Source organism: Gillisia marina, assembly GCF_000258765.1.
Classification (GTDB): domain Bacteria; phylum Bacteroidota; class Bacteroidia; order Flavobacteriales; family Flavobacteriaceae; genus Gillisia; species Gillisia marina.
In genome coordinates this window covers 36,461-55,967 of the sequence record NZ_AJLT01000008.1, presented here as the reverse complement: position 1 = coordinate 55,967, position 19,507 = coordinate 36,461, and the positions used below count along the sequence as shown (strand labels likewise).

21 protein-coding genes and 1 pseudogene are annotated in these 19,507 nt (G+C 33.5%); 13 read left to right on the top strand and 9 right to left on the bottom strand.

The genetic code is table 11. From position 1 onward, the window contains the following. Positions 1 to 19: 19 nt before the first annotated feature. Positions 20 to 997 carry a transporter gene (locus ON07_RS02645; RefSeq protein ID WP_010227967.1) on the bottom strand — a complete coding sequence of 326 codons (978 nt, stop codon included), beginning with the start codon at positions 995 to 997 and terminating at the stop codon, positions 20 to 22. Between the two features lie 108 nt (positions 998 to 1,105). Here ON07_RS02645 and ON07_RS02640 point away from each other — a divergent pair, with 108 nt between their 5' ends. The 6 genes and pseudogenes from ON07_RS02640 to ON07_RS16905 all read left to right on the top strand — a co-directional run bounded on the left by ON07_RS02640 (position 1,106) and on the right by ON07_RS16905 (position 7,809). Continuing rightward, the gene (locus ON07_RS02640) at positions 1,106 to 1,378 is read left to right on the top strand and encodes a hypothetical protein (protein ID WP_010227966.1); all 273 of its coding nucleotides are present in this window, start codon (positions 1,106 to 1,108) and stop codon (positions 1,376 to 1,378) included. Between the two features lie 25 nt (positions 1,379 to 1,403). Further along, positions 1,404 to 3,825, top strand: a pseudogene (locus tag ON07_RS14290) (YfhO family protein). A 33-nt stretch (positions 3,826 to 3,858) separates the two neighbouring features. After that, complete coding sequence (locus ON07_RS02630) at positions 3,859 to 5,139, top strand: glycosyltransferase family 4 protein (protein ID WP_010227965.1); 1,281 nt, start codon at positions 3,859 to 3,861, stop codon at positions 5,137 to 5,139. A gap of 9 nt (positions 5,140 to 5,148) precedes the next feature. Beyond that, positions 5,149 to 6,606, top strand: coding sequence for a lipopolysaccharide biosynthesis protein (locus tag ON07_RS02625; RefSeq protein WP_010227963.1), 1,458 nt, complete (start codon positions 5,149 to 5,151; stop codon positions 6,604 to 6,606). Between the two features lie 74 nt (positions 6,607 to 6,680). Further along, entirely contained in the window at positions 6,681 to 7,481 is an 801-nt protein-coding gene (locus ON07_RS02620; protein WP_010227962.1) for a TIGR00266 family protein, read from the top strand. Positions 7,482 to 7,614: 133 nt separating this feature from the next. Next, complete coding sequence (locus ON07_RS16905; protein ID WP_010227961.1) at positions 7,615 to 7,809, top strand: hypothetical protein; 195 nt, start codon at positions 7,615 to 7,617, stop codon at positions 7,807 to 7,809. A 24-nt stretch (positions 7,810 to 7,833) separates the two neighbouring features. On the opposite strand, the gene ON07_RS02610 is transcribed toward ON07_RS16905, so the two are convergent. From ON07_RS02610 to ON07_RS02600, 3 genes are all read right to left on the bottom strand, one after another. Continuing rightward, positions 7,834 to 8,790, bottom strand: coding sequence for a hydrogen peroxide-inducible genes activator (locus ON07_RS02610; protein WP_010227960.1), 957 nt, complete (start codon positions 8,788 to 8,790; stop codon positions 7,834 to 7,836). A 76-nt stretch (positions 8,791 to 8,866) separates the two neighbouring features. Beyond that, a complete protein-coding gene (locus ON07_RS02605) occupies positions 8,867 to 9,292 on the bottom strand; it encodes a DUF2141 domain-containing protein (RefSeq protein WP_010227959.1) in 426 nt (141 codons plus the stop codon). A 266-nt stretch (positions 9,293 to 9,558) separates the two neighbouring features. Then, entirely contained in the window at positions 9,559 to 10,104 is a 546-nt protein-coding gene (locus ON07_RS02600; RefSeq protein ID WP_010227958.1) for a peptidylprolyl isomerase, read from the bottom strand. Positions 10,105 to 10,298: 194 nt separating this feature from the next. Here ON07_RS02600 and ON07_RS02595 point away from each other — a divergent pair, with 194 nt between their 5' ends. Both ON07_RS02595 and ON07_RS02590 read left to right on the top strand, forming a co-directional pair. Beyond that, on the top strand, positions 10,299 to 10,940 hold the full coding sequence (locus ON07_RS02595; RefSeq protein WP_010227957.1) for an NUDIX hydrolase: 642 nt from the start codon (positions 10,299 to 10,301) through the stop codon (positions 10,938 to 10,940). A 56-nt stretch (positions 10,941 to 10,996) separates the two neighbouring features. Beyond that, positions 10,997 to 11,800 (top strand): lysophospholipid acyltransferase family protein, encoded by an 804-nt coding sequence (locus ON07_RS02590; protein ID WP_010227956.1) that lies wholly within the window; start codon positions 10,997 to 10,999, stop codon positions 11,798 to 11,800. A 31-nt stretch (positions 11,801 to 11,831) separates the two neighbouring features. Here the strand turns inward: ON07_RS02590 and ON07_RS02585 are convergent, their stop codons facing one another. Both ON07_RS02585 and ON07_RS02580 read right to left on the bottom strand, forming a co-directional pair. Next, the gene (locus ON07_RS02585; RefSeq protein ID WP_010227955.1) at positions 11,832 to 12,467 is read right to left on the bottom strand and encodes a hypothetical protein; all 636 of its coding nucleotides are present in this window, start codon (positions 12,465 to 12,467) and stop codon (positions 11,832 to 11,834) included. Continuing rightward, positions 12,455 to 12,967, bottom strand: coding sequence for an RNA polymerase sigma factor (locus tag ON07_RS02580; RefSeq protein WP_010227953.1), 513 nt, complete (start codon positions 12,965 to 12,967; stop codon positions 12,455 to 12,457). The genes ON07_RS02585 and ON07_RS02580 overlap by 13 nt, the downstream gene beginning before the upstream one ends. A 203-nt stretch (positions 12,968 to 13,170) precedes the next feature. On the opposite strand from ON07_RS02580, the gene ON07_RS02575 reads away from it, so the two are divergent. Beyond that, positions 13,171 to 14,475, top strand: a complete 1,305-nt coding sequence (locus ON07_RS02575) for an NAD(P)/FAD-dependent oxidoreductase (protein WP_010227951.1) — start codon at positions 13,171 to 13,173, stop codon at positions 14,473 to 14,475. Between the two features lie 269 nt (positions 14,476 to 14,744). On the opposite strand, the gene ON07_RS02570 is transcribed toward ON07_RS02575, so the two are convergent. Beyond that, positions 14,745 to 15,179, bottom strand: a complete 435-nt coding sequence (locus ON07_RS02570; protein WP_010227949.1) for a hemerythrin domain-containing protein — start codon at positions 15,177 to 15,179, stop codon at positions 14,745 to 14,747. Positions 15,180 to 15,384: 205 nt separating this feature from the next. Between ON07_RS02570 and ON07_RS17625 the strand changes: the two genes are divergently transcribed. The 4 genes from ON07_RS17625 (at position 15,385) to ON07_RS02555 (ending at position 17,786) form a co-directional block, all read left to right on the top strand. Next, positions 15,385 to 16,020: a histidine kinase gene (locus ON07_RS17625; protein ID WP_316928069.1), complete on the top strand. Its 636-nt coding sequence runs from the start codon at positions 15,385 to 15,387 to the stop codon at positions 16,018 to 16,020. Further along, positions 15,998 to 16,708 carry a 2TM domain-containing protein gene (locus tag ON07_RS17620; protein ID WP_316928068.1) on the top strand — a complete coding sequence of 237 codons (711 nt, stop codon included), beginning with the start codon at positions 15,998 to 16,000 and terminating at the stop codon, positions 16,706 to 16,708. Before ON07_RS17625 ends, ON07_RS17620 begins: the two co-directional genes overlap by 23 nt. Positions 16,709 to 16,810: 102 nt before the next feature. After that, on the top strand, positions 16,811 to 17,014 hold the full coding sequence (locus tag ON07_RS14280; RefSeq protein WP_010227947.1) for a 2TM domain-containing protein: 204 nt from the start codon (positions 16,811 to 16,813) through the stop codon (positions 17,012 to 17,014). A gap of 16 nt (positions 17,015 to 17,030) precedes the next feature. Further along, positions 17,031 to 17,786, top strand: a complete 756-nt coding sequence (locus ON07_RS02555; RefSeq protein ID WP_010227945.1) for a LytR/AlgR family response regulator transcription factor — start codon at positions 17,031 to 17,033, stop codon at positions 17,784 to 17,786. 353 nt (positions 17,787 to 18,139) lie between these two features. Here ON07_RS02555 and ON07_RS02550 read toward each other — a convergent pair whose 3' ends face one another. Both ON07_RS02550 and ON07_RS02545 read right to left on the bottom strand, forming a co-directional pair. Beyond that, the gene (locus ON07_RS02550; protein WP_010227944.1) at positions 18,140 to 18,931 is read right to left on the bottom strand and encodes an anti-sigma factor; all 792 of its coding nucleotides are present in this window, start codon (positions 18,929 to 18,931) and stop codon (positions 18,140 to 18,142) included. Next, positions 18,931 to 19,461, bottom strand: a complete 531-nt coding sequence (locus ON07_RS02545) for an RNA polymerase sigma factor (protein WP_010227943.1) — start codon at positions 19,459 to 19,461, stop codon at positions 18,931 to 18,933. Before ON07_RS02545 ends, ON07_RS02550 begins: the two co-directional genes overlap by 1 nt. Between the last annotated feature and the right edge of the window lie 46 nt (positions 19,462 to 19,507).

The window sequence follows — 19,507 nt, the reverse complement described above, 5'->3', positions numbered from 1 at the left end:
TTTTATATAATTGTTCAGATTAATTCTCTTCAGGAATCTCCTCTTCTTTATTTTTATTTTCTCTTTTTTCTGTTCGCTTTCTTCTTCTATCACCTTCATAAGAATCATCTAGATATTCATCTTCCTTATGTAAATCTAATCTATAAGAAACTCCTGCAGCCACTTGCCATCTGTCCGGTGTATTCTTAAAGTTGATCAATCCTGAAACATCAAATTGAAGATCATCTGTTAATAAATACGCAACTCCGGTTCTAACGATATCATCTGCATAAATATCACTTATAATCCCTTGATACTCTAAAAAACCTGCAAATTTTGGAGTGAAAGCATGTGTAAGAGTAACCATTCCGGTATAGGTGGGAAAGTCTTCAGTTAACTTATCTAAAATAATGTTTGTTACTAAAACCCAACTTCCCGTCCAATTATGTTGGGTGATAAGTGCAACCTTAGGAGTGATTGCCTTTTCTCCTTCATATAAAAAGGGATTTGTTGATTGAGAAATATTGGCGCCTGCATAAACGGATATTGCGGGTATTAAAGTTTTCCATTTAAATCGCTGATTCGCCTTCCAGCTATATAAATTCGGTTTATCAGGCTTTATAGTTCTACTTGGGTCGAATATTAAATATTTCGCACCCAAAGTATTTGTCTTGAAATTTCGAGTCTTAAACTCTACATCATTGGCACCAATTCTTATAAACTTCTCATTGTCTTCAAAAGAACCAATTAAACTTATTTCCAAGGCTTCAAAAAACAATCCATAACGCAAAGAATAATCGGCGCCTAAAATATCTGTACTTGTACGTAATAAGGTGTGGTCATCATTTCCATAATAACCCCCGGCTTCTATTTGAATAACTCCCGTACCCACAGAAAATGCGCCTTGAGAGGCTCCAGGTCTATTTGAGTTTATGGTTTCGGTATATTGGGCAAAGGTTGTTAAACCAGATATTAAAAATAAAAAGATGGTAACTATTTTGATTGGAAAGTATTTCATAAAGTTGTTGTTAGTCTAATCAAATATAGAAGAATTTATTATTTTTTTATCGATATAAATACCCTATTTCTCTCATCAGAATAGTAATTTTGCAGAAACTATATACAAATGCACGAAGCATCATTTGAAAGTATTTTGAAAACCGTATTAATAATTCTGTTAATATATTTCGGTTTTAAAATTTTTATAAAATGGTTTGGGCCACTCATCTTAAAGTGGTTTCTTAAACGTATCGGACAAAAGTTTCAAGAACAATTTACAGGTCCAACAGCTCCTAAAACAAAAAAGAAAGGAAAAGTTGAGATAGATTCAGATATTCCTAAAGCAAGTAAATCCAATAAAAAAGTAGGGGAGTACATCGATTTCGAAGAAATTGATTAATTTTCGTTCCTATTAAATTCTATCTATGTTTAGATCTTTAAAAGGTTTTTTACCACATATTCTTGTGGTTTTTGGTTTTATCATAATTTCTCTAGCTTATTTTAGTCCAGTTCTACAAGGAAAAGAAATTTTCCAAAGCGATATTGTTCAGTATACCGGAATGGCAAAGGAGCAAAATGACTTTAGAGCCCAAACCGGGGAAGAGCCTTATTGGACAGATGCTGCTTTTGGAGGAATGCCAACCTATCAATTAGGAGCTTATTATCCTCATAATTATATTAAAAAATTAGATGCTGCGTTACGGTTTTTACCGCGGCCGGCAGATTATTTGTTTTTATATTTTATAGGGTTTTACATCCTATTGTTAGTCTTAAAACTAGATTACAAACTGGCATTTCTGGGGGCATTAGCTTTCGGATTTTCAACATATCTTATAATTATTCTTGGGGTTGGGCATAATGCGAAAGCCCATGCAATCGCCTACATGCCAATGGTACTTGCCGGAATTCTGTTATGTTTCCGAAATAAATATATCGGTGGATTTCTGCTATTATCTTTTGCAATGGCATTGGAAATTGGTGCAAATCACTTTCAGATGACCTATTATTTATTGATGCTCGTTTTAGTATTGGGATTGGTCTACTTAATAGATGCCTTCAGAAAAAAAACAATTACCACATTTTTTCAAAGCTTTGGGAGTGATGGTACTTGCTGTCTTATTGGCAATTGCTACTAATGCAACAAATTTGATGGCAACCCAAGAGTATACTCAGTATAGTACTCGAGGCAATACTGGCTTAAGTATTACTGCTGAAGGGAAAGAAAAGGAAACCGCTGGGTTGAATTATGAATATATCACCGAATATAGCTATGGAATTGTAGAAACTCTGAATCTCTTTATTCCTAGATTTATGGGTGGCTCCAGTTCTGAGAAGCTTGACGAGGATTCTGAAATGTACAAGCAATTATTGCGAATGGGTGCTTCACCTGCTCAGGCTAAAGATTTTGCGGAGAGTGCACCAACCTACTGGGGAAAACAACCTTTTGTTGGAGCACCGGCGTATATTGGAGCTAGTATTATATTTTTATTTGTTTTTGCCTTATTTCTAATAAAAGGAAGACTAAAATGGTGGATCGTAGGCGGAATCATCTTGTCTCTCATCTTGTCTTGGGGAAAGAACTTTGGTTTTGTAACTGAATTTTTTATAGATTTTGTGCCGCTTTATAATAAGTTTAGAGCAGTATCCTCCATCCAGATTATTGCCGAATTATGTATTCCTATTCTTGCAGTTTTCGGCTTGCATAAACTCTTCAATAGTTTTGAAGCTGAGGAAGAAAAAATGCACGCTTTAAAATGGGCAACTATAATTACTGCCGGTTTTACATTAGTATTGCTTGTTTTGAAATCGGCATTATTTAGTTTTAGTGGAGGAAGTGACTCGGTTTATATTGAACAAATGGGAATAGAGTTCGTGCGAGCTTTAAAAGAAGATAGAATGTCTATTTTCACTGCTGATGCTATAAGATCCCTTATTTTGGTATTTATCGCTGCCGGGTTTATTTATGCCTATTTAAAAAAGCTTGCGAATAAGAATTTGATACTTCTTGGTTTTATCTTTTTGATCTTATTCGATCTTGTTGGAGTAGATAGAAGATATGTAAATAGCGATGATTTTGTTGCTGCAAGAGTTATGAATAAACCTTTTCAGAAAACCGCTGCAGATGCACAAATCTTAGAAGACAAAGGGCATTTTAGAGTTTTCGATTTAGCTGAAAGTCCTTTCAATACAGGAAGAACTTCCTATTTTCATAATTCTATTGGTGGCTATCATGCTGCCAAACCTGGAAGAATTCAAGATTTATTCGATTTTTATATTTCAAAAAATAATTTGCCGGTGCTCAATATGCTTAATGTAAAGTATATTATTGTGCCTACAGAGGAAGGACCTATCTCGCAAGAAAATCCTAATGCCTTTGGAAATGTTTGGTTTGTTGAAAATATAAAATGGGTAAATTCTCCAGATGAAGAAATTTTAAGTTTGGCAGATACCAATCTAAGAGCTACTGCGATAATTAACTCTGAATTTAAAACTCCTGAGTTGACAGCGAGTAAAGCACAAGATTCTACTGCCAGTATAAAGCTGATTTCACAAAAACCGAATGAAATAGTTTTTAAATCTAATTCTTCTAAAGATCAATTCGCTGTATTTTCTGAAATGTATTATGAACATGGTTGGAAAGCGTATATAGGTGATAACGAAGTGCCACATTACAATGTAAATTATGTTTTAAGAGGAATGCAAGTTCCTGCAGGTGAACATATAATTACTTTTAAATTTGAACCACAAGTTATTAAAACGGGAAGTAGTATTGCACTTGCCAGTTCAATTTTGCTTGGACTTTTAACTCTTGGCGGAATATTCTTTTTATTTAAGGAGAAAGAATAACTGATTTTTATTTACAGGAACTAAAGTGCCATTATGAAAAAAGTTTTAATTATAACTTATTATTGGCCACCCGCTGGAGGTCCAGGGGTACAACGCTGGTTGAAATTTGTAAAATATTTACGGGATTTTGATATAGAGCCTATTGTGTATGTTCCAGAAAATCCTGATTATCCAATTGTGGATAATAGTCTTTTAAAAGAAATTCCGAAGGGTGTTACCATCCTGAAAAAGCCGATTTTCGAGCCTTATTTTTTAGCTAAGCTGTTTTCTAAAAAGGAAACTTCCACAATTAGTAGCGGAATTATCAAAGAAGAGAAAACTCAAAATTTTCTTCAAAAGCTATTTTTATATATCCGTGGAAATTTCTTTATTCCGGATGCGCGGAAATTTTGGATCAAGCCTTCTGTAAAATTTCTTTCTACTTATCTTTCTGAAAACAAAATAGATGCAATTATAACCACCGGCCCACCGCACAGTTTACATCTTATTGGTCTTGGTTTGAAGAAAAAGTTAGAACTAAAATGGTTTGCAGATTTTCGTGATCCTTGGACCGAAATTGGCTATCATAAAAAGTTAAAATTATCTGTATCAGCCGAAGCTAAACATGTTGCTTTAGAAACAGAGGTGCTATCCACTGCAGATCATATAATTACTACTAGTTTTTCAACCCAAGATGAATTCAATGTGAAAACCAATAAGCCGGTAAGCGTCATTACAAATGGTTATGATATTAGTGCTGAGAATTCTACGGAACTTGATAAAAAATTTACATTAGCACATATTGGATCTTTACTTTCTGTTAGAAATCCTGAAAACCTTTGGAAAGTCTTGCAAGAATTGACTTCAGAAAACAATGATTTTAAAGAAGACTTTGTTTTAAAATTAGTTGGGAAGGTAAGTGATGATGTTTTGAGTTCAATTAAAAGTTACGGATTAGAGCCTAATTTAGAATTACCGGGTTATGTTTCGCACCAAAAGGCAAATTTTTTTCAGCAAACTTCGCAGGTATTGCTATTAATAGAAATTGATAGTCTTGAAACCAAAGGAATTATTCCTGGAAAACTTTTTGAATATTTGGCTGCAAGACGACCAATCCTAGCATTAGGCCCAAAGGATTGGGATGTAGAGAATATATTAGGCGAAACCAATGCCGGAACTTACTTTGGCTATAAGGATGAAGAGAGTTTAAAAGCACATATTTTGAGTATGTATAAATTATATAAAACTCAGCAATTAAAGGTAAGCTCTATAAATACTGAAAAATATAGTCGGAAGAATCTTACCGGGGAATTGGCTAAACTTTTAAAAGAGTAGATTTAACTAATGGGAGTTATAATTAAGCAGTCTTTTAAAAATATGATCACGACCTACTTTGGGTTTGGGATCGGGGCGATTAATACACTTTTTTTGTTTACTTATTTTCTGGAAAAAGAGTATTACGGACTTGTTAGTTTTTTATTATCTGCTGCTAATCTCGTTTGGCCATTTATGGCATTTGGGGTTCATAATACGCTTGTAAAATTTTACACTTCTTATAAAACAAAAGAAGAAAAAGATAAATTATTAAACCTAATACTGCTTCTTCCGCTTGGGGTGTCCATTTTGTTGGGTCTTTTAGGGGTTTTTAGTTATAAATGGTTGTTGGCTTACTTTGAAGCCGGTAACCAGCTCGTACAGCCTTATATTTGGCTTATCTTTATAATAGCTTTTGCTACGGCCTATTTCGAAGTTTTCTTTGCTTGGTCTAAAATCAACTATCAGAGTGTCTTTGGTAATTTTATGAAAGAAGTGTTTCATAGAATATGTATCACCATATTATTATTATTAGTTTATTTTTCAATAATTTCTGTGGAATATTTTATATATGCCATGGTCTTGGTTTTCGTGTTCAGGGCGATCGCCATGCAGCTATATGCATTCTCACTTTACAAGCCGAAATTTAATTTTTCATTACCAAGTAACTTAAGTACTGTTCTCAAATATTCAGCACTAATACTAATTGCAGGATCCGTGGCTACAATTTTATTAGATCTCGATAAGGTGATGATAGAACATTATCTGCCAATTGAAAATGTAGCTATCTACGGGATTGCGGTTTATATCGCTACTGTAATTTCAGTGCCTCAAAAGGCGATGCATCAAATTATCCATCCGCTCACAGCAAGTTTGCTAAATAGCAACGATAAAAAGTCGTTGGAAAATTTATACAAACGAAGCTCACTCACCTTACTAGTAGTGAGTGCGCTAATTTTTGTGCTGATTATTATAAACATCAATCAACTTTATTTATTGATTCCGCAGGAATATCAAATAAGCACAGTCATCATATTACTTTTAGCAATAGTGAAATTGTTCGACAATATGTTGGGTAATAATAACAGCATCCTTTTTAATTCTGATTATTATAGATTAGTACTCATATTTGGCGTTATACTCTCCATTATAGCCTTCGTTTTAAATTTGCTTTTAATTCCAGTTTACGGAATATTAGGTGCTGCAATGGCCAGTTTTTTGGCTTTTGCAGTGTACAATGTTTCAAAATTATTGATCGTTCTTAATAAATTTAAAATGCAACCGTTTACGCTTCAAACCCTTATTATTTTACTATTTACAGGAGGCTTAACTGCTATTTTTTATTTCTGGGAATTTCAATTTCATCCGATTTTAAATATTCTTTTGAAATCTACTATGGCAACCGCGATCTATGGATTGGTAGCGCTTCGGTTTAATTTTTCCGAAGATATAAATCATTTAGTAAGAAAGTATATAGGTAATAAGTAAGGATTTTTTAAAATTATCCTATTGTTTGTAACGTTTACATGGTTTTACTTACCTATTTATATAAATAATTAATTATGAACTCACACGAAGTAGATTATCAAATATTTGGAGAAGAAATGCAATATGTAGAATTGGAGTTAGATCCCAACGAAGCAGTAATTGCCGAAGCCGGTAACTTTATGATGATGGATAGCGGGATTAAAATGAACACTATTTTTGGAGACGGCTCTAAGCAAAATGAAGGATTTCTTGGCAAAGTTCTCGGCGCCGGGAAAAGATTACTTACCGGTGAGAGCTTATTCATGACTATTTTTTCCAACGAAGTTTCAGGTAAGAAAAAAGTGAGTTTTGCATCTCCTTATCCAGGAAAAATACTGCCTTTAGATCTTATTAAGTATGGCGGGAAATTCATTTGCCAAAAAGATGCTTTCTTATGCGCTGCAAAAGGTGTCTCTATTGGAATCGAATTCAGTAGAAAATTAGGAAGAGGTTTCTTGGGGGGAGAAGGTTTTATCATGCAAAAGGTGGAAGGCGACGGAATGGCATTTGTTCATGCCGGTGGAACCATGGCTCGTAAGGAATTAAAAGTTGGTGAGAAAATATGCGTTGATACGGGCTGTATTATTGGTTTTACGCAAGATGTGAATTATGACATCGAGTTTGTTGGAGGTATTAAAAATACAATTTTTGGTGGCGAGGGTTTATTTTTTGCAACACTTACGGGACCTGGAGTTGTCTATGTGCAATCGTTACCATTTAGTAGATTAGCAAATAGAGTGCTTCAAGCAGCTCCTCAAGCTGGCGGAAAAGATAAAGGAGAAGGCAGTTTATTAGGGGGTATTGGAGACGTTTTGAGCGGCGATAATAGATTCTAAATCTATTAAATCACAATCAGCATTGCGAAGCTGTCGAATTTTTACTATATTGGATAGGATTTAATAAAAACTGCCTATAGTACAATTCTACTTTTACTTAAATTAAATCAACAACTTAAAACAGTATCAACATATGGCGAGAGCGATGTTTGAATACACCAAAACAATTCTTGATAAAGTGAGTTTTGATGCGGTGTTATTCTGTAAAGAAGTTAAAAAAGCGATTCAAAGATTGCTTCCTCATGAAATTGAGGAATTAAAAATTTGGATACTTTCTTTAACTCGGCAGAATCCAGAACTTAATCAATGTTTAATATATCTAAACTAAAAGATCGGCCAATTGGCCGATCTTTTAGTTTGTAACATTCTTTCTCTTATTTAAGGGACTAATGATCTTTACATTTTGGAAAGCGATTGCACCTTTAATTACGCCCGCTATGGTGGTGCGAAGGGCTTCTATAATCTGCATTTTCAACTCACTTTTAGTGTAAATTAAACTCACTTCTCTTGCAGGGACAGGTTCTTCAAACATTTTTAGTCTATTACGTTCTTTATCTCCAAGATCCATTGTATGCAAATAAGGCAATAAAGTCATTCCTAAACCTTCATTTGCCAATTTTATAAGAGTTTCAAAACTTCCACTTTCTAATTGAAAATGATCCCCATCATAATTCCTAGAGGCTTTACATAAGTTGATGATCCCATCTTTAAAACAATGTCCATCCTCTAAAAGCAACATATCATCTATATCTAAATTTTCAACATTTAAATTAGCATCTGTTGCTAATCTATGTCCTTCCGGAATATATCCTACAAAAGGCTCATAATATAGCACCTGTTCTTTTATACCGTCTAATTCTAAAGGCGTTGCCGCTATAGCAGCATCTAAGTGTCCTTCATTTAGGCGTTCAATAATTGCTTCCGTATTTAATTCTTCAATTTTAAGCTTAACCTTTGGGTATTTCTTTATAAAATTATTCAAAAACATAGGCAAGAGGGTTGGCATTATGGTGGGAATAATTCCCAATCTAAATGTACCACCAATAAAGCCCTTCTCTTGATCTACGATGTCCTGAATACGATCGCTCTCATTAACTATATTTCGCGCCTGATTAACAATTTTTCTTCCGGTTTCGGTTAATTGAATGGGTTTCTTAGTACGGTCGAAAATCTTAACGCCAAGTTCGTCTTCTAATTTTTGAATTTGCATACTCAAGGTAGGTTGAGTTACAAAAACTTTAAGTGCGGCTTTTGTAAAATTTTGGTGTTCTGCAACGGCTAGAACATATTGAAGCTGAGTTATAGTCATATAATAGAATTAATACGAACGCAAAGGTATTGATTTATTCTATTCTAAATTATAATTCAGCTTCATTTATCTATTGTTAGTTTGTCAACTTTAAAGTCATGTTTAGGGACTCATCTGCAAACTCAAATTTAGCATCTGTCCAAAGTGGTGGCCCGTAGTCATTGATCTTGTTATTAGAAATTCCATAAGGCTCTAGAGGCATTCCGGTTGGTTCAAAGTCCATTTGTTCGTTGTCATTTTTATCATGAAAACAAGAAATAGCGTAAGTTCCCGGGGGAAGATCTTTAAATACTACACTTGCTACTCCATCTATAATTTCACTTTTAGCATAATAATCTGGCCTAGCTTTCAAAAAGGTGTTTTCAGAATAAACTCCGATAAGGATGGATCCGTCGTCACTTTTTATGTTTTCTACCTTAACAGAAATCTCTGGGGATGCATCGGTTTGAGCATAAAATAATTGACTTAATAGTAATGCGATTAATACAGCAATAGTTTTCATAATTTATAGTTTTAAGAAGTTATAGCATCAAATGTAGTCGTAGTTCTCAAATTATAAATATTTGATTTACTGAATTGTATGTATTTAAAGATGAATTGAATGATTAATGATTTGTCATTTCGAAAAAGCGAGGAGAAATCACTATAAAATGAGATTCCTCCTCATTCTTCGTTCGGAATGACAGCAATTATCTTTAAAAAAATCTTTAAGAACGGATTAAAGGAAATTCTTAAGTCTAAAACGTTTTAAAAAATCTTAGCTTAAGTTTACTTTATAATCTCCACGGTCATCGGGATATTAATTAATGGCCATTCTCCCTCACCAATAGGTTGTTCAGCAATTTTATCTACTACATCCATTCCTTTTATCACTCTGCCATACACCGTATGATCATTATCTAAATGATGTGCGCCTCTATTGCTTTGCACTATAAAGAATTCAAATGGTGATGATGCTTTACTAACGTTCTGTTCTGCATATTTAGCCGCCGAAAATGCACCTCGGGAATGTCTATGCCCGGCCTTAAATTCACTTGGGATTAAATAAGATCCCATATTATTCCTCTTAATACTAGTTTCCTTATTATCTGAATTTCCTCCTTGAATTACAAATCCATTCGCGACTCTATGAAAAAAGGTACCGTTAAAATAGCCTTCCTTTATCAATAAAATCATATTGGCTCTGTGTAAAGGTGTGTCGTTATAAAGCAATATATCAATATCGCCAAAGCTGGTACTAATTCTAATTTTATTCTCTGGATGCTTTTTACCGTATTCAGTTAAAAACGGAATTAACTCTTCCTGGACAAGCATTGGTTCCTCATGTAGAAATAGTTTATCCTTATTTTTCTTGGGTGCAGTATTTATATTTTCTGAAGAGTCCTTTACCTTTGTAGTAGTGTTGGATGCTGGTGTTTTTGCATTCTTGATCTTCGATTTTTGTGTATCTTCACAACTTGCAAAAAAAAAGGATTAGAAAAGCGAAAAGGAAAGAAATTTGTCGTGGCATGAATTTTACTGAATTTACATATAAAATATCAAATTTAAAGAATTTAGAACTTCCAGGCGTGGAGGCTCAGCATAAATTGGCTCCATTATTACGTATAAAGGAATTAGCCGATACAGATATACTTGCAAAAAAACCAAGCAAGGCCGGGGTAATGGCATTATTTTATCCGAACAAAGATGAAATTACCAATCTCGTTTTAATTTTAAGAAAGACCTATAAAGGAGTACATTCTAATCAGGTTGGGTTTCCTGGTGGTCGCTTAGAGAATTCCGATAAAAATTTAAAATATACAGCATTAAGAGAAACAGAGGAGGAGGTTGGAATTCCACAATCTGAAGTTCGTGTATTAAAGAAATTAACCAAGTTATATATTCCACCAAGTAATTTTTGGGTACATCCATATGTCGGAGTTGTAGACAGAACTCCTGAATTTATTCCTCAAGAATCTGAAGTAGAAAAAATTTTAGAAGTGAATTTGGACCATTTTATGGATGAAAAAAACTTGATCTCTCAAGAATTAAGCACTTCTTATGCTAAAAATATCCAAGTTCCCGCATTTTCCTTGAATGGCCACGTAGTTTGGGGAGCAACCGCAATGATGTTAAGTGAATTAAAGGATTTATTGAAGCTTAGCCTTTAAAGTTTATTACTATCTTTGAATTCTTTAAGATAAGATTAACAAATTAAGATTAATACATGGGATTATTGTCTAGGAATCCATTTGGACATTATCTATATATCAAAAAGTGGCTAATTCGTATTTTTGGCGTTTTATCACATAGGCGTTATAGAGGTTTTAATGAACTTCAAATTGAAGGCTCCGAGATTATTAAAAACCTTCCGGATACCAATGTACTATTCGTTTCTAATCATCAAACATATTTTGCAGACGTTACAGCGATGTTTCATGTTTTTAATGCGAGCTTGAGTGGAAGAGTAGATTCAATTAAAAACGTTGGTTATTTGTGGCAGCCTAAACTCAATCTTTATTATGTAGCTGCTAAAGAAACGATGCAGGCTGGACTTCTAACAAGAATAATGGCCTATGCCGGAGCAATCACAGTAGAGAGAACCTGGCGCTCTAAGGGCCAGGATATAAAAAGAGATGTAAATACGGAAGACACCGATAATATAGGAACAGCCTTAAAAGATGGTTGGGTAATTACTTTTCCACAAGGAACAACCAAACCTTTTAAACCAATTAGAAAGGGAACTGCCCATATTATCATGAAAAATAGACCTATTGTGATCCCTATAGTAATAGATGGTTTTAGAAGATCTTTCGATAAAAAAGGAATCCGACTTAAGAAAAGAGGCATTCTTCAAAGTTTTCAGATAAAACCAGCTTTAGAATTTGATTATGAAAATGATACTGTAGAGGATATTGTTGAGAAATTGGAATATGCGATCGAGCAACATTCTTCATTTTTAAAAGTAATTCCGCAAGAGGAACTAGAAGCTATTGAAGAACTTAATAAAACCAGACAGTGGGAATATTAATTTAAATTGTTGCTAATTACTTTGTAGCTTTTTAAACTTCTAATTTCTTTAATTCTATATAATTTTTCTTCAATCTTCTAAGTAATATTCCGTAAAGTAAACGGTAGAATAACCAGATTAGGCCAAGTAATACAGTTAAAACAAATGCAGTTACTCCAATAAATTTCAACCAATCCAAAGTTTCAAAAGTGTATTTAGAAACATCGTCTACATCTGTAGGAGAATGGTTCAAAATCATATAGGTTAAACCTCCAACAACAACTACTCCGGTAGAAATTAAAACATAGGCGATATAATACTTTACAGTTCTTCTGGTTTTTAAAATATTCTTCATTAGCGTAGATGCATCATCTGTAGTAGAAATTCTTTTATAATTTCTATAGAACCTATAGATAAAATAAAAAGTGATGGCATAGCTTACTACGTATAAACCTGTAATTATTTCAGAAAGACCATTCTTTTCTATATCCTGCCAATATTCATCTCCAGAGAAAATAATATTTATAATAGTACCAGCCAATAATTCTATAAGGCTTATATAAAAAATCCATTTTACTATAGAATGAGAACGTTTCCATATCATTTTGTAGATCTGGTCGAAAGTGAGCTTCGGATAATTTCCTTGCTGCTTATTCCAATCTTTCTTTAATAAATCTAATTCATCCATACGCTTACGGATTTAATATTTTTTTTTAGTTTAGTTTTAACTCTGTTCATCTTAACTCGCGCATTCACTTCACTAATACCCATTGTTTCAGATATTTCCTTGTAATTTTTATCTTCCAGATATAGAAACACCAAAGCTTTGTCTATATCGTTTAATTCTTTTACTGCATTGTACATCAAGGACAATTGTTGTTCTGTCTCATCATCATATTCATCTACTTTTATTCGAAAATGTACCGAATCGTAGTCCTGAGTCTGAATTCCTCGCTTTTTCTTACGATATAAAGTGATAGCAGTATTTAAAGCCACACGATACATCCACGTACTAAATTTTGCTTCTCCTCTAAATTTAGGGTATGCCTTCCAAAGCTGTATAGTTATCTCCTGGAATAAATCATTGTGCGATGCTTGGTCATTCGTATAAATCCTACATATTTTGTGTACAATATTTTGATCTCTCTCAAGATTGCTTACAAATTGATGTTCTAATTCTTTCTCCACAGATACTGTTTACAGATTGTTAGTCTTTAATTGTTGCACAGTGTTACATCTAGTAGGGGTAAAATCTAAACTGCCTATTTGGATTTATTTTAAAGCCAAATTATTCTTATTTTCGAAGATATATAATTCGACGAATAATTATTAAGCTTATTAAAGAATTCTATACAGACTTATACAATTCTAAATAAATCCCAAATTGATACATGAATATACCTAAAACTGATTTACCCCGAGTTGTAATTATAGGAGGAGGATTTGGAGGAATCTCATTAGTAAAAAAGCTTTTAAAACAAAAAGTTCAGACGGTATTAATAGATAAGCACAACTATCACACATTTCAACCATTACTTTATCAAGTATCGACTTCTGGATTAGAGCCGGATTCTATCGCGTATCCGCTTAGAAAAATAATTAGGTCAAGCACTAGGGGCTTTTTTAGAATGGCCGAAGTTTCTAGTATAGATCCTGAAAAGCAGATGATCTACTCGAATATCGGAGAACTTCACTATGATTATTTGGTGATTGCTACAGGGTCCAAAACCAACTTTTTTGGGAATGATAGTATCGAAGAGCATGGAATGTGGATGAAATCTGTACCACATGCATTAAATATTCGGAGTCTTATTTTAGAAAACCTAGAGCAAGCTGTGATAAGCGATGATCCAAAAGAGCGAAAGGCACTTTTGAATTTTGTGATTGCAGGAGCCGGACCAACGGGAGTGGAATTAAGTGGAGCTATTTCAGAATTAAAAAATCATATCGTTCCTAAAGATTATCCAGATTTAGATCCTTCAGAAATGGAAATTCATCTTATTGAAGGGATGGATAGGGTTTTGCCACCAATGAGCGAGAAGTCTTCCAGAAAAGCAGCCAAATTTTTGGAAGAATTAGGAGTTAAATTACATTTAAATACACAAGTGAAATCTTATGATGGGAGAGAAGTATTAACCAACACTTCCTTAAAGCTCAATACCTATACTTTTATTTGGAGTGCTGGGGTAACAGGTGCACCGGTTATGGGATTAAATGCTTCGGCTTTAATCGAAAAAGCGAATAGATATGAAGTAAATCGTTTCAGCCAGGTAAATGGGTATGATAATATATTTGCGATTGGGGATATTGCGGTTATGGAAAGTGAAGAATATCCTAAAGGACATCCTATGGTAGCACAACCGGCCATTCAGCAAGGAAAGCATTTAGCTAAAAATATTATAAACTTATTGAACAATAAAAAGTTAGAAGCTTTTGAGTATTTTGATAAAGGAACTATGGCAACGGTGGGACGAAATCGGGCTGTAGTGGATCTTGGGAAATTTAATTTTGGGGGTTTCTTTGCATGGTTTGTTTGGATGTTTGTGCATTTATGGTTTTTAATAGGCTTTAGAAATAGGTTAGTGACCTTTTTTAATTGGGTCTATAATTATGTGAATTTCGATAAAGCAGCTAGACTTATTATTAGACCATTTAAAGAGAATCAGAAACAATCAAAATCTGATAAAGCATTATAAAAGTTATTTCTGAAGAGCATCTGTATTCTTATGAAGTTCATATTGAAACAGATGTCAGTAATTATGTTTTATCAAAATTATAATATGTATTAGGGATGTCAGGTTGAGCGGAGTCGAAACCTCTTTTTTAGATAGAACATATTCGAGTGCGATAGAACTGGTAAAATATGATGCTAAAGATAATATGCTGTGATCTAATAAATTCTAAAAATGAAAAATCCGCTACAATATTTTTATAGCGGTTTTTCTATTTAATAAAACTTAGTAAGTTATCTAGTCTTTGTAATCTCCTTATTATAATCTGATGCTAAAGAAATCTTCTGCTTTTCTGTAAGTGCTTTTCCGGCCATCTGGAAAACTTCATGTTCTTCTTCATCTAAGTGATGCGTAACTTTATGCTCTAGATCTTTTGCTATCTTCAACCAGTTAGAGGCACTCATTTCTGTATCGTCAAGTTGCTCTATTAACTCATCTATTTCATGATGCTCTGCAACACTATGCCTTGCTTTTTCCTGAGTAAGATCCTTTTGTATAAGCGGTACATAAAAATGCCTTTCTTCAGCATCTGCATGTATCTTAAGTTCATGTTTTAATTGCTCATAAATTTTCTTTCTTTCCTGAGTGTCCCCATGTGTAGTCACCAGTTTTTTTACAAGATCTCTTTGGATTTCATGTTCTTGCCTTAAAGCTTCAAAAATATTCATAATTTAGGTTAGATTGTTTTAGATTTTGAAGATATTAATTATAGTGTTAAGATTTATTTAAAAGACCAATTAATACTGGCGTGCAGTATAGTTTCAATAGATTTTCACAGTTCAACCTAAAATAGTTACAGTTCAGTTTATAAGTTTTTAAACAGAGAGATGTTTTAAAGATATTTGAACTATAAAATGAAATAAGAACGAAACGATGTATAAATTTCTTTACAGGCTCATTAAGATAAGTGTTATAATTACTATAGTTATTGCATTCTTAGATCTAATATTCAGTCCGTCTACTACCTTAGATGATTTGTTAAGCATTACCAATTTGGGAATTTATTTTTTCTACAGTTTTATGCTTTCTATGGTAAATGGACTCTTCTTTTATGTTATGAATAACAAGATTAATTGGGATGGAAGAGGGGTGCAAAGAGTTGTAATTGGGGTTATTGGAAGTATAGTTCTAACCTTGGCAGCATTTTTTATATGCAGAGCAATTCACTTGGTTTATTTTGAGAATAGATACAACTTCGCCGAATTTCTAGCAAATGAACGCATAGGATATTATTTCTTTCCGCTACTTTTTACTGCTATTGTTTCCCTTAGTTTTCATCTATTTTACTTTTACAAAGCCTTGCAGGAGCGAAGGGTTGCAGAACAAAAAATTATTGCCGGAACGGCTTCAGCAAAATTCGATGCGTTAAAGAATCAATTAGATCCGCATTTTTTATTCAATAGTTTGAATGTTTTGACATCTCTTATTGAAGAAAATCCAATCGCGGCTCAAAAATTCACAACTTCTTTGTCTAAAACTTACAGATATGTTCTGGAGCAAAAAAAATAAAGATCTGGTGGAACTTTCTGAAGAAATAAAATTTGCAAAAACGTATATAAATCTGCTTAAAATGAGGTTTGAAGAAGGGATTAAATGTAGCATTCCTCTGGAGCTGAATTTAGCTGAGGCTAAAATAGTCCCTTTATCTCTTCAATTATTATTGGAAAACGCAGTAAAACATAATCGGGTTTCTCCACAGCAACCCTTGCATATCGAAATTTTTGAAGATAAGAATGAATTGGTCGTGAAAAATAATCTTCAGGAAAAAGAGATCTTAGGAAAAGGGAGTAAGGTTGGCTTGTTCAATATTCAGCAACGTTATGGGTTGTTAACTAAAAGACAGGTTCAAATAAATAAATCTGAAAATTATTTCGAGGTACGATTGCCATTATTAACTAAGAAGATTGAGGTTGTGAAAAGAGAGGTAACATGGAATAAAACGAATAGTTACTTGAGAGCTAAAGAGAAAGTAAAACAATTAAAAGGTTTCTATGGTAATTTGACTTCTTACTGTGTGGTAATCCCCGCCTTGGCTGTATTTAATTGGCTCACAAAAAGTGATTTCCCATGGGTGATCTTTCCGGCAATAGGCTGGGGTATAGGTTTGCTTTTTCATGGGATGGAAGTTTTTGGTTATAACCCGATGCTGGGGAAGAATTGGGAAGAGAAAAAAAATAAAAGAATTTATGAAACGTAATCAATAAAGTAATGGAAAATTCAGAGAACAGGTATCAAAGAGCAAAAGAGCGAGTAGAAGAACTAAAAAAAATTCTACAGTCATCTTCTTAGCTATATCGTAGTGAACATTTTTCTTGCAGCAGTGAATTATTATTCGAATCAATGGGAATATCCTTGGTTTTTATGGGTAACTGCCGGATGGGGAATTGGGTTAATCTTTGACGCATTAAAGGCGTACCAAATAAATCCAATGTTCAACAAGGACTGGGAAGAGCGTAAGATAAAATCTTTTATGGAAGAAGAGGAAAAACAAAAATGGGAGTAGCACTTAAATTAATTAAATGCAAGTAGTAATTATAGAAGACGAGAAACCATCGGCCAGAAGACTTCATCGAATGTTGAGCCACCTGGAACTAGAAGTGGTAACGATGTTGCATAGTGTAGCTGAATCTGTAGTTTGGTTTCAGAATAATGAGCATCCAGAGCTTATTTTTTTAGATATTCAGCTTAGTGATGGGTTGTCTTTCGAGATTTTCGAAAATCTTGAAATTAAAAGTGCTATTATTTTCACTACGGCTTATGATGAATATGCGCTAAAAGCCTTTAAATTGAACAGTGTAGATTATTTATTGAAACCGATAGATGATGAAGAGTTGAAGGAGGCAGTCGATAAATATAGAGCGAATAGGCTTAAGCAAAAATCTGGTTTTATAAAGGCTGAAGACATTCAGAAAATGTTTCAGCAAACGTATCAAAAAGATTATAAAAAGCGATTTACCATACAGGTAGGGCAGCATTTAAAGATTTTTGAAATAAACGATGTTTGTTGTTTTTATTCTGAAAATAAGGGTACGTATCTCCACACCAATAGCAACAGGAGCTATTTGCTAGATTTAAGTTTAGAAAAACTAGAGAAGGATCTAGATCCGGAAAAATTCTTTAAGATTAGTAGAAAATTTATAGTGAATCTTAATGCTATAAAAGATATCGTGAGTTATTCAAATTTGCGCTTAGAGGTAAAGTTGGATTGCTTTGATAAACAACAGTTAATCGTAAGTAGAGAACGAGTAAAACTCTTTAAGGAGTGGCTAGAATGAGATTACATGACAGTGTTAAATATTTCAAAAAATAAAACCGTGACATATTTCTTTTCGTAAGTATGGTAGAAGAGAGTTATTAAGAACAGCGCAATGAATGTAATTTTACCCTAAAAAAAGCTTTTATTGCCCCAGTAATGAAGTTTGATAAGCCTACTGCATTTTAAATTCTGTTCTTAAAATAATTGTCTACGATTTTTTTGGTTGGTTAGTGAAGAGTTTGTTTCTAAATGAAGCAGACTCTTCGCATTTTATGAGGTTTTTTAATAATTGTTCAAAAGAAAATCACCTTTAAATTCACGATACACTGTGACTTTAAAGGTGATTTTTTTTATGTATTAAAAACTTAATCTCTAAGACGAAACAACTCCTAAAGTATATAATTGTTCCATTGTTGGTGTTTCGCTACCGCCAGCTGGTTCTAATGTAATACCAAAGGCTTCAGAAGGATTGATGTTCTCCAAAGCGAATATCTTGTTTTCATCTTCTTCATATGTATCTAAAATTCCGATACTCGTTGGCGTTAATGGCTCCAGTTGTAGAGACCATACTTGATATACCATGCCTCTTGGAGGTTCCGGTAGGTCTTTTACATCTATATAAGTAGTATTTGTATTCTTATCCCAATATGCAGCTGCGTAAGCGTCTGGCGCAACGGCTTGACCCGCTAAAGGCACTTTTATAATATCCTTATCTCTAATTATAGATAATAACTCTTTAGATTTATCGGCATCTGTTCTGGCTTCAGCAATCTGCGTTTCCATTTGAGCTTTTTCTCCTTGCAGTGCCTGTAAATCTTGTCTTAGCTCTTGATTTTTATTAAACATTAAAAATAATCCGATAAGGAAAACCAAACTAGCAGCCCATCCAATATACATTGGAATATTAGATTTGCGACTTTCCATTGTTACCACTTTTGGATTATGGGAAAGTTTTTGTTTAATAGTCTTAATTAACCTCTCGGTATCTGCAGGTGCGACGGCAGCGGATAATTGAATAAGAACATTTTCAATTTCATCTACTTCAGATTCAACTTCGGGGTATTGTTTTAAAATTCGGGTAACTTCTCTGCTTTCAGTTTCTGAAAGTGCACCATAAACATATAGTTCAAGAATACCAGATGATACATAATTATTAATATCCATTATCGTAATACTTTAGATCGTAATTTATCTATACAAACCCTGTTCTTTGTCTTTACTGTTCCCAGGGGCATTTGAAGTTCTTCTGCGGTTTCCTTTTGAGTATAACCTTTAAAAAACAACAAGTCTATTAAGCCTTTACAAGTAGCCCCTAGAGTATCGATGTATTTTTGTAAGCCAATAGCATCAATTTTTCCAAAGAAGTTCGTTTTAGACTCCAATATATCTACGAAATTATCGCTCTTAAGGTTTAACTTTTTGTTTTTAAAATCTTTAGATCGAATTTTATCTATGGAAGCATTCCTTGCAATATTAAGAATCCAGGTAAAAAACCGGCCTTTATCGGAATTATAGCTCGAAGCATTATTCCAGATTTTAATAAACACATCCTGCATTACTTCTTCTGAAATTGAGGTGTCTTTTATTATACTATATATAATACCGTAAGTACTGTGGGAATAAAGTTCATAAATGCGCTCAAAAGCTTTTTGGTTACCAGCTTGAAGCTCTTCAATTAACTTATCTTGTTGCATAGGATTGAAATTATGCTTAAAAATATAAAAATAATTCTCTATAAAA

Coding starts and splice junctions, on each gene's coding strand:
- ON07_RS02550 (WP_010227944.1), bottom strand. CDS start 18,931: ATGGATATTAATAATTATGTATCATCTGGTATTCTTGAACTATATGTT.
- ON07_RS17620 (WP_316928068.1), top strand. CDS start 15,998: ATGTTCTGGAGCAAAAAAAATAAAGATCTGGTGGAACTTTCTGAAGAA.
- ON07_RS02625 (WP_010227963.1), top strand. CDS start 5,149: ATGGGAGTTATAATTAAGCAGTCTTTTAAAAATATGATCACGACCTAC.
- ON07_RS02630 (WP_010227965.1), top strand. CDS start 3,859: ATGAAAAAAGTTTTAATTATAACTTATTATTGGCCACCCGCTGGAGGT.
- ON07_RS02645 (WP_010227967.1), bottom strand. CDS start 997: ATGAAATACTTTCCAATCAAAATAGTTACCATCTTTTTATTTTTAATA.
- ON07_RS02610 (WP_010227960.1), bottom strand. CDS start 8,790: ATGACTATAACTCAGCTTCAATATGTTCTAGCCGTTGCAGAACACCAA.
- ON07_RS02570 (WP_010227949.1), bottom strand. CDS start 15,179: ATGAATATTTTTGAAGCTTTAAGGCAAGAACATGAAATCCAAAGAGAT.
- ON07_RS02600 (WP_010227958.1), bottom strand. CDS start 10,104: ATGCTTGTCCAGGAAGAGTTAATTCCGTTTTTAACTGAATACGGTAAA.
- ON07_RS02595 (WP_010227957.1), top strand. CDS start 10,299: ATGAATTTTACTGAATTTACATATAAAATATCAAATTTAAAGAATTTA.
- ON07_RS17625 (WP_316928069.1), top strand. CDS start 15,385: ATGTATAAATTTCTTTACAGGCTCATTAAGATAAGTGTTATAATTACT.
- ON07_RS02545 (WP_010227943.1), bottom strand. CDS start 19,461: ATGCAACAAGATAAGTTAATTGAAGAGCTTCAAGCTGGTAACCAAAAA.
- ON07_RS02585 (WP_010227955.1), bottom strand. CDS start 12,467: ATGGATGAATTAGATTTATTAAAGAAAGATTGGAATAAGCAGCAAGGA.
- ON07_RS02555 (WP_010227945.1), top strand. CDS start 17,031: ATGCAAGTAGTAATTATAGAAGACGAGAAACCATCGGCCAGAAGACTT.
- ON07_RS16905 (WP_010227961.1), top strand. CDS start 7,615: ATGGCGAGAGCGATGTTTGAATACACCAAAACAATTCTTGATAAAGTG.
- ON07_RS02640 (WP_010227966.1), top strand. CDS start 1,106: ATGCACGAAGCATCATTTGAAAGTATTTTGAAAACCGTATTAATAATT.
- ON07_RS02620 (WP_010227962.1), top strand. CDS start 6,681: ATGAACTCACACGAAGTAGATTATCAAATATTTGGAGAAGAAATGCAA.
- ON07_RS02605 (WP_010227959.1), bottom strand. CDS start 9,292: ATGAAAACTATTGCTGTATTAATCGCATTACTATTAAGTCAATTATTT.
- ON07_RS02590 (WP_010227956.1), top strand. CDS start 10,997: ATGGGATTATTGTCTAGGAATCCATTTGGACATTATCTATATATCAAA.
- ON07_RS02575 (WP_010227951.1), top strand. CDS start 13,171: ATGAATATACCTAAAACTGATTTACCCCGAGTTGTAATTATAGGAGGA.